Genomic DNA, 15,972 nt, shown 5'->3' with positions numbered 1-15,972 from the left:
CATCATCGGGCTTTTCCCGGGTTGCTCGGCGTCTGACACCGACGCACTCATGCCCACTAACGCCGTGCCGGTTTCAGCCCGTGTTTTCGCCGTTTTTATGCGGTTCAGATGGCCAGACAGGGCAGAAAAAAGCTGTAAACGACGTCACTGACACTGGATGCGACCATCCCTGTACTGGATACGACGCACCCTGTAGGCGTCAGATTTTCACTGGTACATGATCGTATCGACTCGATTGCAAGGCGCTGCGGTAGAGCTGTCTCCAGAACGCCATCCAACCGCAACCCATAAGTGCGGTGGTCCAATCGGAACACTGCCAAAAAAAACACCAAGGAGTCCATTCATGAAAGGTTCCCCGTCGTTGTTGTTGGCCGCCATGCTGAGTCTGCCGTTACTGGCTCAAGCCGCAGAACCGGCGCAGTGCAGTACCGTGAACTTCTCCGATGTCGGCTGGACCGACATCACCGCAACAACCGCCACCACCTCCGTCGTGCTTCAGGCCCTCGGCTACAAGACCAAGACCACCATGATTTCCGTACCCGTGACCTACAAGTCGCTGGCCGACGGCAAGAACATGGACGTATTCCTCGGCAACTGGATGCCGACCATGGAAAACGACATCAAGGCCTACCGCGACGCCGGCACCGTGGAAACCGTGCGCACCAACCTCAAGGGCGCCAAGTACACCCTCGCCGTTCCGCAAGCCTTGTATGACAAGGGTCTGCATGACTTCGCCGACATCGCCAAATTCAAGAAGGAACTCGACGGCAAGATCTACGGGATCGAGCCGGGCAACGACGGCAACCGCCTGATCCAGAGCATGATCGACAAGGACGCCTTCGGCCTCAAGACCGCCGGCTTCAAGGTCGTCGAGTCCAGCGAAGCGGGCATGCTGTCGCAGGTCGACCGCGCACAGAAACGCGACACCGCCGTGGTGTTCCTCGGCTGGGCGCCGCACCCGATGAACAAGCGCTTCAAGATTCAGTACCTGACCGGTGGTGACGATTTCTTCGGCCCGGATTTCGGCGCCGCCACCGTGGCGACCAACACCCGCAAGGGCTACGCCGAGGAATGCAGCAACGTTGGCCAACTGCTGAAAAACCTGGAGTTCACCGTCGACATGGAAAGCGAACTGATGGGCAACATCCTGGACGACAAGATGAAGCCTGACGCGGCCGCCAAGGCCTGGCTGAAAAAGAATCCACAGGTGCTCGATACCTGGCTCGCTGGCGTGACCACCACTGACGGTAAACCTGGCCTGGAGGCCGTGAAAGCCAAGCTGAATCAGTAATCGCTTATGCCGGGCGGGCTAGTCCCGTCCGGGCTGTTTATTTCCTTGCATGCGGACGTTCACTACCATGCTGATTGATCAGAAAATCCCTTTAGGCCAGTACATCGCGGGCTTCGTTGAATGGTTGACGCAACACGGCGCCAACACCTTCGACGCAATCGCCGTGACACTGGAAACGATGATCCACGGCGTGACGTTTGCGCTGACCTGGTTCAACCCGCTGGTGCTGATCGGCCTCATCGCCCTGCTGGCCCACTTCATTCAACGCAAATGGGGCCTGACCGCGTTCGTGGTCGCCTCCTTCCTGCTGATCCTCAACCTGGGGTACTGGCAGGAAACCATGGAAACCCTCGCCCAGGTCATGTTCGCGACCCTGGTCTGCGTGGTCATCGGCGTGCCGCTGGGCATCGTCGCCGCGCACAAACCGATGTTCTACACTTTGATGAGGCCGGTACTCGATCTGATGCAGACCGTACCGACCTTCGTTTACCTCATTCCTACCCTGACCCTCTTCGGGCTGGGCGTGGTACCGGGCCTGATCTCGACGGTGGTGTTCGCCATCGCCGCGCCGATCCGCCTGACCTACCTGGGCATCCGCGATGTCCCGCAAGAACTGATGGACGCCGGCAAGGCCTTCGGCTGCTCGCGTCGCCAACTGCTTTCACGGATCGAACTGCCTCACGCCATGCCGAGCATCGCGGCCGGCATCACCCAGTGCATCATGCTGTCGCTGTCGATGGTGGTGATCGCGGCACTGGTGGGCGCCGACGGACTCGGCAAACCGGTGGTCAACGCACTGAACACTGCTGATATCGCCCTGGGCTTCGAAGCGGGCCTGGCGATCGTACTGCTGGCGATCATGCTCGACCGTATCTGCAAACAACCCGACGCCAAAGTAGGGGGTGACGCATGAGCATAATTCGCTTCGAAAACGTTGACGTGATCTTCACCAAGGATCCGCGCGAAGCATTGAAACTTCTCGATCAAGGCCTGACCCGCAGTGAGATCCTGAAAAAGACCGGGCAGATCGTTGGCGTTGAAAAGGCCAGCCTGGACATCAACAAAGGCGAGATCTGCGTGCTGATGGGCCTGTCCGGCTCCGGCAAGTCGAGCCTGCTGCGCTGCATCAACGGCCTCAACACCGTGAGCCGCGGCAAGCTGTTCGTCGAACACGAAGGCAAGCAGATCGACATCGCCTCCTGCACCCCGGCCGAGCTGAAAATGATGCGCACCAAACGCATCGCCATGGTGTTCCAGAAGTTCGCCCTGATGCCCTGGCTGACGGTGCGCGAGAACATCAGTTTCGGTCTGGAAATGCAGGGTCGTCCGGAGAAGGAACGGCGCAAGCTGGTCGATGAAAAACTCGAACTCGTGGGCCTGACCCAATGGCGCAACAAGAAGCCCGATGAGCTGTCCGGCGGCATGCAGCAGCGTGTCGGCCTGGCCCGCGCACTGGCGATGGACGCCGACATTCTGCTGATGGACGAACCGTTCTCGGCCCTCGACCCGCTGATCCGTCAGGGTCTGCAGGATGAACTGCTGGAACTGCAACGCAAGCTGAGCAAGACCATCGTGTTCGTGAGCCACGACCTCGACGAAGCGCTGAAACTCGGCAGCCGCATCGCGATCATGAAAGACGGCCGAATCATCCAGTACAGCGTGCCGGAAGAGATCGTGCTCAACCCGGCAGACGATTACGTGCGCACCTTCGTCGCCCACACCAATCCGCTGAACGTGCTGTGCGGTCGCAGCCTGATGCGCACCCTGGACAACTGCAAACGCATCAACGGCTCGGTGTGCCTGGATCCGGGCGGCGATTCGTGGCTGGACCTGGCCGAAGGCAACACCATCAAGGGTGCGCGGCAGAACGGTTCGGTGCTGAACCTGCAAAACTGGGCACCGGGGCAAGCCGTGGAAGGGCTGGAGCGAAAACCGACACTGGTGGATTCGAACATCGGCATGCGCGACGCGTTGCAGATCCGTTACCAGACCGGCAACAAACTGGTGCTGCACGACAACAACCATGTGGTGGGGATTCTTGGGGACAGCGAGCTGTATCACGCGTTGCTCGGGAAGAACCTGGGGTAAGGCGGGACGAAAAAAAAGGGATCGCGGTGAGCGATCCCTTTTTTATTGGGTCAGGGAAAAGAGCCCCTCACCCTAGCCCTCTCCCGGAGGGAGAGGGAACCGACCGAGCCGTCTTTCGCTATACATCGACCTGAAAGATCAGCGTCGATTATGGATACAGTGAAATTCGTTCAGGTCGGCGTAGTTCTCAAGCATCCCCCAATCAGTCCCCTCTCCCTCCGGGAGAGGGTTAGGGTGAGGGGGAGCTTTTGATCTTAGCTGTACACCCGGCCAAGGAGCTGCCGATGGCTTTCAAACTGATCAAGCACATCACGCGTGATCTGATCCTGTGTGAAGCCCATCAGGTCGTAGTCCTGGCTGCCATTGTGCAGGTACACCTCGGCGCGGTAGAAACGCTGGCGCGCTTCATCGGACTGGACCGATTCGCTCGGGGTCGCCAGATAGCCGTCCAGGCTCACTTCGTAGACAAAAGGGTTGCCCTCTTCCATCTCGACCCGCACCCCCATGCAGCGCTTGGACTTGCCCAGCAGCGTCTGCACTTCCAGACCCTGAGCACGCATCTGCGCAGCGGAATCTTCCAGCGCCGGGCTGACGTGTTTGTCCATGAAACGCTGAACCACCGACTGGCTCGGTTGCAGATCCAGCTGGGTCAGGCGCTCGCTGAAACCACGGCGACCGCGTTCAGCCAGTTGCGCCTGCTCCTGTTCGATCTGCATGTCCTGGCGCATCGCCTTGTGCAGGCCGAACATGAAGCACACCAGCACCACCGAGAACGGCAGACCGGCCAGCACCACCATGGTCTGCATGGCTTCGAAGTTACCGGCGAACAGCAGGCCGATGGTCACCAGAGTAATCACGACCGACCAGAAGATCCGCAGCCAGTGCGGTGCGTCTTCGTCGACGTTGCCGCCCTTGCAGGACAGGTTCGCCATCATCACCGCGCCGGAGTCGGCCGGGGTCAGGAACAGCACGAAACCCACGAAGATCGACACACCGATGACGACTTTCGACGCCGGGTAGTGTTCCAGCAACTGATAGATCGCCATCGACGGCTGTTCCAGCGCCGTCTTGCCGAGCTCCACCGCGCCCTGGTTCATCACCAGATCCAGCGCCGAGTTACCGAAGATCGACAGCCACGCCAGGGTGAAACCCAGCGGGATCAGCAGCACGCCAGCCACCAGCTCACGCACGGTACGACCACGGGAAATACGCGCGATGAACATGCCGACGAATGGGGCCCAGGAAATCCACCACGCCCAGTAGAACAGAGTCCACAGGCCCAGCCAGCGGTCGGACTTCTCGCTGTCGCCTTCATAGACGTACAGGTCGAAAGTCTTCAGCACCACGCCGTTGAGGTAGTCGCCGATGTTCTGCACGAAGCCGTTGAGCAGGTGCAGGGTCGGGCCGAACAGCAGGACGAAAATCAGCAGGCCGCTGAACAGGATGATGTTGAGGTTGGACAGACGACGGATGCCGTTTTCCACACCGGACACTGCGGCGATGGTCGCCACGGTGCTCATCACGATGATCACGATCAGCAGGTTGGTGTTGCTGTGTTCCATGCCGAACAGGTTTTCCAGGCCCGAGGACACTTGCAGCGAGCCGATCCCCAGGTTGGTCACCAGACCCAGCAGGGTCACGAACATGCCGAAGCCGTCCACCGCATGACCGGCAGCGCCCTTGACCCAACGCTCGCCCACCAGCGGATACAGCGCCGAACGCAGGGCCAGCGGCTGGTTATGACGGTAAGCGAAATAGGCCACGGCCAGACCGACCAGCGCGTAGATCGCCCAGCCGTGCAGGCCCCAGTGCAGGAAAGTCAGCTGAACAGCCTGACGTGCCGCCATGTTGGTAGCGGACGCGCCTTCCGGCGGATTGAAGTAGTGATCCAGCGGCTCGGAAGCGCCGAAGTACAGCAGCGAAATACCGATACCCGACGAGAACAGCATCCCCGCCCAGGCGCCGTAGCTGAAATCCGGGGTGTCGTCCTTGCTACCCAGTTTGAGTTTGCCGTACGAGGAAAACGCCAGGCCCACCACGAAAACCAGGTAAGCGGCGATCACCACCATGTAGTACCAGCCGAAGCTGCGGGACAACCAGGCCTGAGCCACTCCCAGCATTCTGCCGGCCTCTTGCGGGGCGATGATCAGAATGGCGGTCAACAACAGAATCAGCGCGGTAGAGGTGTAGAACACCCAACCGTTGACCGTCACCTTCTCGGGCGGGGTCTTTATAAGCGAGGCAGAACTCATGGCACAAATGCTCCAGGCAGTGCGAGAGAAGAACACAAGGCAACACGGAACCCGACCAATCGGTTAGTTGGCAGCCGACCGGCGGGTGATATAAAGACACCCCGAAAAAAGCCCGAACCTGCAGAGATGGCACCGCGAATCGCCGTCGTGGCCGAGGCATGGACGTTCATCCGAAACCTGGCCTTGAGCGTCTTGCCCATTCAACACGTCCATCGAACATCGAACCGCGCCTTGCCCCGCGCAGGTTTCGAGCATTTTCGGATGTCGGTTTATCGCCACTTACACGTAGGAAAAATCTGTAGGCAGCGACGATTTGTCGCAGATCTTATTCTTTGTTGATTGAACGTTCAATCAAAACAAAATAGACTGGCCCTCAATCCGATAGGCGTCATTCGCCCGTCGGAAGGCCTAAGGAGATGTGCAAGATGCCCAAGGTCGGTATGCAACCCATCCGCCGCCAACAACTGATCGAAGCCACTTTGCAGGCGGTTGATCAGGTCGGAATGGGGGACGCCAGCATTGCGCTGATCGCCCGTTTGGCCGGTGTCTCGAATGGCATCATCAGTCACTATTTTCAGGACAAGAATGGCCTGATCGCCGCCACGATGCGGTATCTGATGACCGCCCTCAGCGAGAGCGTCACCGCGCGCCGTCAGGCGCTGGCAGACAGCAGCCCCCGGGCGCATCTGCAGGTGATCATCGAAGGCAACTTCGACGCCAGCCAGGTCAATGGCCCGGCAATGAAAACCTGGCTGGCCTTCTGGGCCACCAGCATGCACCAGCCGTCTTTGCACAGGTTGCAGCGGATCAACGATCACCGTCTGTATTCCAACCTGTGCTGCGAGTTCCGCCGTGTGTTGCCGCTCGAAGATGCGCGCACCGCCGCCCGTGGACTGGCAGCTCTGATCGACGGCTTGTGGTTGCGCGGCGCGCTGTCGGGAGACGCTTTCGACACTGCGCAGGCGCAACAGATCGCTTACGAATACATGGATTTCCAATTGGCCAAGCAGGTGAGCTAGAGCACAGAGAAAACGCTCGGCCCCTGAACTGTCACCGACCAGCGATGCCACAGCTACATGGCTCACCCGGTGACCAACGCCAACCACTAATGCACTTGCGAGGACACTATGGCCCGTTTCGAACTGCAAAAACTCTACATCGATGGCGCGTACTCCGACGCCGGCAGCGATGCCACCTTCGAAGCCATCAACCCGGCTAACGGTGAAGTCCTCGCACAAGTGCAACGTGCGACCAAGGAAGACGTCGAGCGCGCCGTGGTCAGCGCCGAAAAGGGCCAGAAAATCTGGGCCGCGATGACCGCCATGGAGCGTTCGCGCATCCTGCGTCGCGCCGTCGACATCCTGCGCGAGCGCAACGATGAACTGGCTGCCCTGGAAACCCTGGACACCGGTAAAGCCTTCTCCGAAACCAAGTACGTCGACATCGTCACCGGCGCCGACGTGCTGGAATACTACGCAGGCCTGGTACCCGCCATCGAAGGCGAGCAGATCCCGCTGCGTGACACCGCATTCGTCTACACCCGTCGCGAGCCGCTGGGCGTTGTCGCCGGTATCGGCGCGTGGAACTACCCGATCCAGATCGCTCTGTGGAAATCCGCTCCAGCCCTGGCGGCCGGTAACGCGATGATCTTCAAGCCAAGCGAAGTCACCTCGCTGACCACCCTGAAACTGGCCGAGATCTACACCGAAGCCGGCGTTCCGAACGGCGTGTTCAACGTCCTGACCGGCAGCGGCCGTGAAGTCGGCACCTGGCTGACCGAGCACCCACGCATCGAGAAAATCTCCTTCACCGGCGGCACCGACACCGGCAAGAAGGTAATGGCCAGCGCTTCGGCTTCGTCGCTCAAAGACGTGACCATGGAACTGGGCGGCAAGTCCCCGCTGATCATCTGCGACGACGCCGACCTGGATCGCGCCGCCGACACCGCCATGATGGCCAACTTCTACAGCTCCGGTCAGGTCTGCACCAACGGCACTCGCGTGTTCGTGCCGAGCCACCTGAAAGCCGCTTTCGAAGCCAAGATCGTCGAGCGCGTTGCGCGCATCCGCGTTGGCAACCCGGAAGACGAAAACACCAACTTCGGCCCGCTGGTCAGCTTCCCTCACATGGAAAGCGTGCTGGGTTACATCGCCAAGGGTAAAGAAGAAGGCGCCCGCGTTCTGTGCGGCGGCGAACGTCTGACCGACGGCGAATTCGCCAAGGGCGCGTTCGTGGCTCCGACCGTGTTCACCGACTGCACCGACGACATGACCATCGTCCGTGAAGAAATCTTCGGCCCGGTGATGGCGATCCTGACCTACGAAACCGAAGAAGAAGTGATCCGTCGCGCCAACGACACCGACTTCGGCCTGGCCGCCGGTATCGTCACCCGCGACCTGAACCGCGCCCACCGCGTGATTCATCAACTGGAAGCCGGTATCTGCTGGATCAACGCCTGGGGCGAGTCCGACGCAAAAATGCCGGTTGGCGGTTACAAGCAGTCGGGCGTCGGCCGTGAGAACGGCATCAGCTCGCTGAACAACTTCACTCGCATCAAATCGGTACAGGTCGAGCTGGGCGATTACGTCTCGGTGTTCTAAGACCCGCCATTGTGTGCTGCCCGCGAAGCCGCCTTCGCGGGCAAGCCCGCTCCCACAAGGGAAGCGCTGGCTGTCTGACCTGACCAACTTCAAAGAGGGTGCATTCAATGTCCCAAGAATTCGATTACATCATCGTCGGTGCCGGCTCTGCCGGTAACACCCTGGCGACCCGTCTGACTGAAGACGAAGGCGTCACCGTCCTGCTGCTCGAAGCCGGTGGCCCGGACTACCGTTTCGACTTCCGCACGCAAATGCCGGCCGCTCTGGCATTCCCGCTGCAAGGCCGTCGCTACAACTGGGCGTACGAAACCGATCCAGAGCCACACATGGACGGTCGCCGGATGGAATGCGGTCGCGGCAAGGGCCTCGGCGGTTCCTCGCTGATCAACGGCATGTGCTACATCCGTGGCAACGCGATGGACTACGACGGCTGGGCGAAACTGCCAGGCCTGGAAGACTGGACCTACCTCGACTGCCTGCCGTACTTCCGCAAAGCGGAAACCCGCGACATCGGCCCGAACGACTACCACGGTGGCGAAGGCCCGGTCAGCGTGACCACGCCGAAGGCGGGCAACAATCCGCTGTTCCACGCCATGGTTGAAGCCGGCGTGCAAGCCGGTTACCCGCGCACCGAAGACCTGAACGGCTACCAGCAGGAAGGCTTCGGCCCGATGGACCGCACCGTGACGCCGAAAGGCCGTCGTGCTTCCACCGCCCGTGGTTACCTGGACGTGGCCAAGAAGCGTTCGACCCTGACCATCGTCACTCACGCCCTGACCGACAAGGTTCTGTTCGACGGCAAGCGTGCCGTTGGCGTGCGTTACCTGATCGGCGCCGCTGAAGAGCGCGTCGAAGCCCGCGCCCGTAAAGAAGTCATCGTCTGCTCCGGCGCTATCGCTTCGCCGCAATTGCTGCAACGCTCCGGCGTCGGCCCGGCAAAACTGCTGGAAAGCCTCGACATCCCGGTCGTTCACGATCTGCCGGGCGTCGGCGAAAACCTGCAGGATCACCTCGAGCTGTACCTGCAATACGCTTGCACCCAACCGGTCTCGCTGTACCCGTCGCTGCTCTGGTACAACCAGCCGGCCATCGGTGCCGAGTGGCTGTTCAACGGCACCGGCATCGGCGCCAGCAACCAGTTCGAAGCCGGCGGTTTCATCCGGACTCGCGAAGAGTTCGAATGGCCAAACATTCAGTACCACTTCCTGCCGGTCGCGATTAACTACAACGGCAGCAACGGTGTGAAAGAGCACGGCTTCCAGGCGCACATGGGTTCCATGCGTTCGCCGAGCCGCGGCCGCATCCAGGTCAAATCCAAGGATCCGCGCCAGCACCCGAGCATCCTGTTCAACTACATGGCCACCGAGCAGGACTGGCAGGAATTCCGCGACGGCATCCGCCTGACCCGTGAAATCATGCAACAGCCTGCACTGGACGCTTTCCGTGGCCGCGAAATCAGCCCGGGCATCGAAGTGCAAACCGATGAGCAGCTGGACAAGTTCATCCGCGAGCACGCCGAAACCGCGTTCCACCCATCCTGCTCGTGCAAGATGGGCACCGACGACATGGCCGTAGTGGATGGCGAAGGCCGCGTGCATGGCATGCAGGGTCTGCGCGTGGTCGATGCCTCGATCATGCCGATCATCACCACCGGCAACCTGAACGCGCCGACGATCATGATGGCCGAGAAAATCGCCGACAAGATCCGTGGCCGCCAGCCGCTGCCGCGCAGCAAGGCGCCGTACTACGTCGCTGGCGATGCGCCGGTGAAAGGCAAGGCACTGCGTGATGTGAGTGCTGTTGCTCAGTAAGTCGTAATACCGGGCGGTGATCGTTCCCATGCAATGTGGGGACGATCAGCCGACTCAAAGCAGTAAATCCCCCTACACCCCCTCTTCACTTGATCCTACCCCCTCGCAGGCCTACTCTAGTCCTCGCCCAATCGTTTCACCTCCCCGCCGAATCCGCTTCGCCGTTTCTCCCATAACAAGGAGGTTTCCCTGATGTTCGATTTCCACCCCCAGCTCAAGCAGCGCTTCGCTGCCTTGCGCACGGGCGCCGAGTTTTTTTCCTTGCGGTATGTCCGCGAGTCCGGCCAGTACCTGTCGGTGCGCAAGAACGTCGCCGAACCGCCGAGCCTGAGCCGCGACGAAGGTGCGATGCTCACCGTCCGGGTCAACGGCGTCGAAGCCTACGCCGCGACCAATGACCTGTCGCAACAAGGCCTGCAAGCCGCCCTCGAGCGCGCCGAACAACAGGCCCGGCGGATCAAACCGCACGCCCTGCTCGACCTGAGCCAGCAGCCGGTGTCCAGCGACCGCGCCGACTACTTTTCACCCAATCTGGAACAACCCTTCCCGTCCCTGAGCGAATGCTTCGAGCTGCTCGGCGCGGAATCCGCCTCGGTGCCAAAGGATGAGCGCCTGGTGAATTGGGAAGTGAGCATCGGCATCACCCACGTCGAACAGATTTACCTGAGCAGCGCCGGCGCTGAGTTGCGCCAGGCCCAGCGCTTCGTCTATCCGGGCCTGGACGTTACCGCCTACGACGGCAACGACAGCCAGACCCGCAGCCTCGGCCGCGAGAACTTCGGCCAGCAGGGCGGCGCCGACGTGATCAGCCGCTGCGGTTTGATCGGTGCTGGCCCGCAAGTCGCCGATCAGGCGCTGCAACTGCTGCTCGCGCCGAACACCCCGCAAGGCCCGCGCGACCTGCTGCTGATGCCCGACCAGATGATGCTGCAGATCCACGAATCCATCGGTCACCCGCTGGAGCTCGACCGGATCCTCGGCGACGAGCGCAATTACGCCGGCACCAGTTTCGTCAAAGCCTCGGATTTCGGCAGCCTGCAATACGGCTCGAAACTGCTCAACGTGACGTTCGATCCGGGCATTCCCGAAGAGCTGGCGAGTTACGGTCACGATGACGACGGTTCCAAGGCCAGCAAGCAATTTTTGATTCACGAAGGCCTGTTGGTGCGGCCGTTGGGCGGTGCCCTGTCGCAGTTCCGCGCGGGTCTCGACGGTGTCGCCAACAGCCGCGCCTGTGGCTGGAACCGACCGCCGATCGACCGCATGGCCAACCTCAACATCGAGCCGGGTGATCAGCCGCTGGAACAACTGATCGGCGGCATCGAAAACGGCATCCTGATGAGCACCAACCGTTCGTGGTCGATCGACGATGCCCGCAACAAATTCCAGTTCGGCTGCGAATGGGGCCAGTTGATCGAAAACGGCGAACTCAAGGGTGTGGTGAAAAACCCGAACTACCGGGGCATTTCCGCGCACTTCTGGAAGAGCCTGCGCGCCGTCGGCAACGCCGGCACCACTCAGGTGCTGGGCACGCCGAACTGCGGCAAGGGCGAACCGAACCAGGTGATACGCGTCGGCCATGCGTCGCCGGCCTGCGTGTTCAGCAATGTTGATGTGTTTGGGGGAGACGCCTGATGAGTATTTCCAAGAACCCGTCCGAGGCGTTCAAGGTGCTGGTCAACTGGCTGCGCGATGCCGTGCGCGAGCCGGAACAGTTCACCCTGAGTTACGACGCCGAATCGTCGGCCTTCGTCCGTTTCAACCACGCCAAGGTGCGTCAGGCCGGGCAAGTACAACAAGCCGGTATCGGTCTGAAACTGATCGATGACGGTCGCCATGCCGACCTGCACATCACCCTTTCCGGTGAACAGGCCACCGACCTGCAACGCCTCGCCGAAGGTTTGCAGCAACTGCGCGAAACCCTGCCGCTGCTGCCGCAGGATCCGTACCTGTTGCTCAACCACAACGGCTGGCAGAGCAAGAATGTGCAGGAACATCCGCTGCCGGACACCGAGCAGGTGGTGGCTGAAATCGCTCAGGCGGCCGAAGGTCTGGATCTGGTCGGCTTCTACGCTGCCGGCCCGATCAGCCGTGGTTTTGCCAGCTCTTCCGGCGCATTCGGCTGGCATCAGGCCAACAGTTTCAACTTCGACTTCAGCCTGTTCCACGAGAACGGCGAAGCGGTGAAGGCCAGCTACGCCGGGCATGACTGGAACAGCGAGGACTTCGCCAAACGCATCCAGCAGGCCCGCGAACAACTCGAGTTTCTCGGTCGCCCGCTGCGCACCCTTCCACCCGGCCAATACCGCGCCTATCTGGCACCCGCAGCCCTGGAGGAAATCATGGGCATGCTGTGCTGGGGCGGTTTCTCGGCGCAGTCGATTGCCAGCAAAAGCAGCCCGTTGCAGAAGCTGTATGCCGGCGATCAGGCGTTCAGCCCGCTGGTGTCCCTCGACGAGAAAGTCAGCGATTCGCTGAGCCCGGCGTTCTCCGGCGAAGGTTACCCGCGCAGCGATCTGCGGTTGATCATCGAAGGCAAAGCGGGTGATCAGTTGGTCGGTTCGCGCAGTGCCGCCGAGTACGGTCTGACGGCCAACGGTGCCGGCGGTGGCGAATCGCCGAGCGCGCTGAACATGGGCGCCGGTGATCTGCCGCAGGCCGAGATCCTCAAACAGTTGGGCACCGGGTTGTACATCAGCAATCTGTGGTACCTGAACTTCTCCGATCAACCGGCGGCGCGACTGACCGGCATGACCCGGTTTGCCACGTTCTGGGTTGAAAACGGCGAGATTCAGGCACCGGTCAGCACCATGCGTTTCGACGACAGCGCCTACAGCCTGCTGGGTTCGCAGCTGGAAGCGTTGACCGCCGAGCGCGAGCTGCTGCTGTCGGCGAGCACCTACAGCCAGCGCAATACCTCGTCGGCGCTGTTGCCGGGGGCGCTGGTGAGCCGATTGACCTTGACCCTCTGATACAAATCGTTCCCGCGCCTTGCGCGGGAACGATCATCTACTGCCCCACACCACAAGAGGTTCCATGCCCAACCGCCCGCCTCTCGACGCCATCACCGCCCGCTGGTTGCCGTGGGTCGTCGCAATCGCTTTCTTCATGCAGTCCCTCGACGGGACCATCCTCAACACCGCCCTGCCGGCCATGGCCAGGGATCTCGCCGAAGATCCGCTGCGCATGCAGGGCGTGATCATCGCCTACATGCTCACCGTGGCCCTGCTGATTCCGGCCTCGGGCTGGATCGCCGACCGCTTCGGGACCAAGAAAATCTTCTTCGGCGCGATCCTGCTGTTCAGCCTCGGCTCGCTGCTTTGCGCCTTGTCGAGCAGCCTGAGCATGCTGATCGGCGCGCGCGTGATCCAGGGCCTCGGCGGTGCGCTGATGCTGCCGGTCGGACGCCTGGTGGTGCTGCGCGCCTACCCGCGCTCGGAACTGGTGCGGATCATGGGCTTCATCACCATTCCCGGCCTGCTCGGCCCGCTGATCGGCCCGACCATGGGCGGCTGGATGGTCGAATACCTGACGTGGCACTGGATCTTCCTGATCAACCTGCCGGTCGGCGTCATCGGTTGCTACGCGGTGTGGAAATTCATCCCCGACCTGCGCGGCACCGAGCGCACGCGTTTCGATAGCCTCGGTTTCCTGCTGTTCGGCGCGGCGATGGTGCTGATCACCATCGCCATGGAAGGCCTCGGCGAACTGCACCTGCCGCACCTGCGGGTGATGCTGTTGCTGTTCGGCGGTATGGCGTGTCTGGCGGCGTACTGGTTGCGCGCCGGGCACATTGAAAACCCGCTGTTCGCGCCGTCGCTGTTCAAGACCCGCACCTTCGCGGTCGGCATTCTCGGCAACCTGTTCGCCCGTCTGGGCAGCGGCGCCCTGCCGTTTCTGGTGCCGTTGCTGCTGCAAGTGGCGCTGGGGTATTCGCCTTCCCAGGCCGGGATGAGCATGTTGCCTTTGGCCGCTGCGGCGATGGTCGCCAAGTGGGGTGCGCGACCGCTGATCGAGCGTCTGGGCTATCGCATCGTGCTGACCGGCAACACCCTGTTTCTGGGGATCATGCTGGCGAGCATGGGCCTGGTCAGCGAACAGACGCCATACTGGCTGCTGCTGTGCCTGCTGGCGATTCTCGGGGCGATCAACTCGCTGCAATTCACCGCGATGAACACCGTGACCCTGATCGACCTCGACGACGCCAGCGCCAGCAGCGGCAACAGTTTGCTGTCGGTGGTGGCGCAGTTGTCGCTGAGTCTCGGCGTGGCGTGCGCCGGTGCGCTGCTCGGCGGCTTTACAGCGGAGATCGGCAACGACGGCGTTGAGACCGTGTTGGGCGCGTTTCAGCTCACGTTCGTGACCGTTGGGATCATGGCCATGTTGGCCGCGACCATTTTTTCTCAACTTTCAAAGAATGACGGACGGCGAGTCAGACGTCCGGAAGAACACATCGAGTCTTAGGGCTAATGGCCACCGGGCTGGTACACTGCGCGACATTTTGTTTTGCAGGCCAGTCCCGTGACCACCATCGCCACCGCTTTTAATACTTTGCCGCTGTCCGCCGCCATGCTGGCTAACCTCGACTCCCTCGGTTATGCCCAGATGACGCCGATCCAGGCGCAGAGCTTGCCGGTGATCCTCAAGGGGATGGACCTGATCGCCCAGGCCAAGACCGGCAGCGGCAAGACCGCCGCGTTCGGCATCGGCCTGCTGAACCCGATCAATCCGCGCTACTTCGGTTGCCAGGCGCTGGTGATTTGCCCGACTCGCGAGCTGGCTGACCAGGTCGCCAAGGAAATCCGTCGCCTAGCCCGTGCCGAAGACAACATCAAGGTCCTGACCCTGTGCGGCGGCGTGTCGTTCGGCCCGCAGATCGGCTCGCTGGAGCACGGCGCGCACATCATCGTCGGCACCCCGGGCCGCATCCAGCAGCACCTGCGCAAGGGTTCGCTGGTCCTCGACGGCCTGAACACGCTGATCCTCGACGAAGCCGACCGCATGCTCGACATGGGTTTCTACGACGCTATCGAAGACATCATCGAGCAGACCCCGGCCCGCCGTCAGACCCTGCTGTTCTCGGCGACCTACCCGGTGGGCATCAAGCAGCTGGCGTCGAAGTTCATGCGCGATCCGCAAACGGTCAAGGCCGAAGCGTTCCACGACGACACCCAGATCGAACAGCGCTTCTACGAGATTTCTCCGGAAGAGCGCATGAGCGCGGTGACCAAGGTCCTGCACCACTTCCGCCCGGCCTCCACCGTGGCCTTCTGCTTCACCAAGCAGCAAGTGCAGGAAACCGTCGATCACCTGACCTCCAAAGGCATTTCCGCCGTCGGCCTGCACGGCGACCTGGAACAGCGTGACCGCGATCAGGTGCTGGCGATGTTCGCCAACCGCAGTACTTCGGTACTGGTCGCCACCGACGTTGCCGCCCGTGGTCTGGACATCGATGCGCTGGACATGGTGATCAACGTCGAACTGGCCCGCGACTCGGAAATCCACATTCACCGCGTCGGCCGTACCGGTCGTGCCGGCGAGAAAGGCATCGCGGTCAGCCTCGTTGCGCCGTCCGAAGCCCACCGCGCGCAAGCCATCGAACAACTGCAGAAAACCCCGCTGAACTGGGATCAGGTGGACAACCTCAAGTCGCAGGGCGGTGCCCCGCTGCAACCGCCGATGAGCACGCTGTGCATCGCTGGCGGGCGCAAGGACAAGGTGCGTCCGGGCGACATTCTTGGCGCACTGACCGGTGAAGCCGGCATTCCGGGCGCCCAGGTCGGCAAGATCGCGATCTTCGACTTCCAGTCCTATGTGGCTGTTGAACGCACCGTGGTCATGCAGGCGCTGCAGCGCTTGAACAACGGCAAGATCAAGGGTCGTTCTTTGCGCGTTCGCGTCTTGTAAGAACAACGCACATCCCTGTGGGA

The 15,972-nt window shown here is 61.6% G+C and carries 11 protein-coding genes; 10 read left to right on the top strand and 1 reads right to left on the bottom strand.

Annotated features, from left to right (window positions below; genetic code table 11):
* Positions 1-343 precede the first annotated feature (343 nt).
* The 3 genes from M5G18_RS22395 (at position 344) to choV (ending at position 3,379) form a co-directional block, all read left to right on the top strand.
* Positions 344-1,291, top strand: coding sequence for a choline ABC transporter substrate-binding protein (locus M5G18_RS22395; RefSeq protein WP_207984180.1), 948 nt, complete (start codon positions 344-346; stop codon positions 1,289-1,291).
* Between the two features lie 67 nt (positions 1,292-1,358).
* Complete coding sequence (gene choW, locus M5G18_RS22390) at positions 1,359-2,204, top strand: choline ABC transporter permease subunit (protein WP_007959749.1); 846 nt, start codon at positions 1,359-1,361, stop codon at positions 2,202-2,204.
* Positions 2,201-3,379: a choline ABC transporter ATP-binding protein gene (choV, locus tag M5G18_RS22385; RefSeq protein ID WP_273896236.1), complete on the top strand. Its 1,179-nt coding sequence runs from the start codon at positions 2,201-2,203 to the stop codon at positions 3,377-3,379. The genes choW and choV overlap by 4 nt, the downstream gene beginning before the upstream one ends.
* A 254-nt stretch (positions 3,380-3,633) precedes the next feature.
* Here the strand turns inward: choV and M5G18_RS22380 are convergent, their stop codons facing one another.
* Entirely contained in the window at positions 3,634-5,574 is a 1,941-nt protein-coding gene (locus M5G18_RS22380) for a BCCT family transporter (protein WP_273896347.1), read from the bottom strand.
* A gap of 482 nt (positions 5,575-6,056) precedes the next feature.
* Between M5G18_RS22380 and betI the strand changes: the two genes are divergently transcribed.
* The 7 genes from betI (at position 6,057) to dbpA (ending at position 15,949) form a co-directional block, all read left to right on the top strand.
* Positions 6,057-6,650, top strand: coding sequence for a transcriptional regulator BetI (betI, locus tag M5G18_RS22375; RefSeq protein WP_007959743.1), 594 nt, complete (start codon positions 6,057-6,059; stop codon positions 6,648-6,650).
* A 108-nt stretch (positions 6,651-6,758) separates the two neighbouring features.
* A complete protein-coding gene (gene betB / locus M5G18_RS22370) occupies positions 6,759-8,231 on the top strand; it encodes a betaine-aldehyde dehydrogenase (protein WP_007959741.1) in 1,473 nt (490 codons plus the stop codon).
* A 107-nt stretch (positions 8,232-8,338) separates the two neighbouring features.
* On the top strand, positions 8,339-10,042 hold the full coding sequence (gene betA, locus M5G18_RS22365; RefSeq protein WP_273896233.1) for a choline dehydrogenase: 1,704 nt from the start codon (positions 8,339-8,341) through the stop codon (positions 10,040-10,042).
* A gap of 192 nt (positions 10,043-10,234) precedes the next feature.
* Complete coding sequence (locus tag M5G18_RS22360) at positions 10,235-11,677, top strand: TldD/PmbA family protein (protein ID WP_102685745.1); 1,443 nt, start codon at positions 10,235-10,237, stop codon at positions 11,675-11,677.
* On the top strand, positions 11,677-13,014 hold the full coding sequence (locus tag M5G18_RS22355; protein ID WP_007959735.1) for a TldD/PmbA family protein: 1,338 nt from the start codon (positions 11,677-11,679) through the stop codon (positions 13,012-13,014). The genes M5G18_RS22360 and M5G18_RS22355 overlap by 1 nt, the downstream gene beginning before the upstream one ends.
* A 64-nt stretch (positions 13,015-13,078) precedes the next feature.
* Positions 13,079-14,506: a multidrug transporter subunit MdtD gene (gene mdtD, locus M5G18_RS22350; RefSeq protein ID WP_007959733.1), complete on the top strand. Its 1,428-nt coding sequence runs from the start codon at positions 13,079-13,081 to the stop codon at positions 14,504-14,506.
* A gap of 57 nt (positions 14,507-14,563) precedes the next feature.
* Entirely contained in the window at positions 14,564-15,949 is a 1,386-nt protein-coding gene (gene dbpA / locus M5G18_RS22345; RefSeq protein ID WP_007959732.1) for an ATP-dependent RNA helicase DbpA, read from the top strand.
* The last annotated feature ends 23 nt before the right edge of the window (positions 15,950-15,972 follow it).

It is taken from the genome of Pseudomonas aphyarum (genome assembly GCF_028657055.1).
Lineage (GTDB): Bacteria > Pseudomonadota > Gammaproteobacteria > Pseudomonadales > Pseudomonadaceae > Aquipseudomonas > Aquipseudomonas aphyarum.
This window is presented reverse-complemented; position numbering and strand designations above follow the sequence as displayed.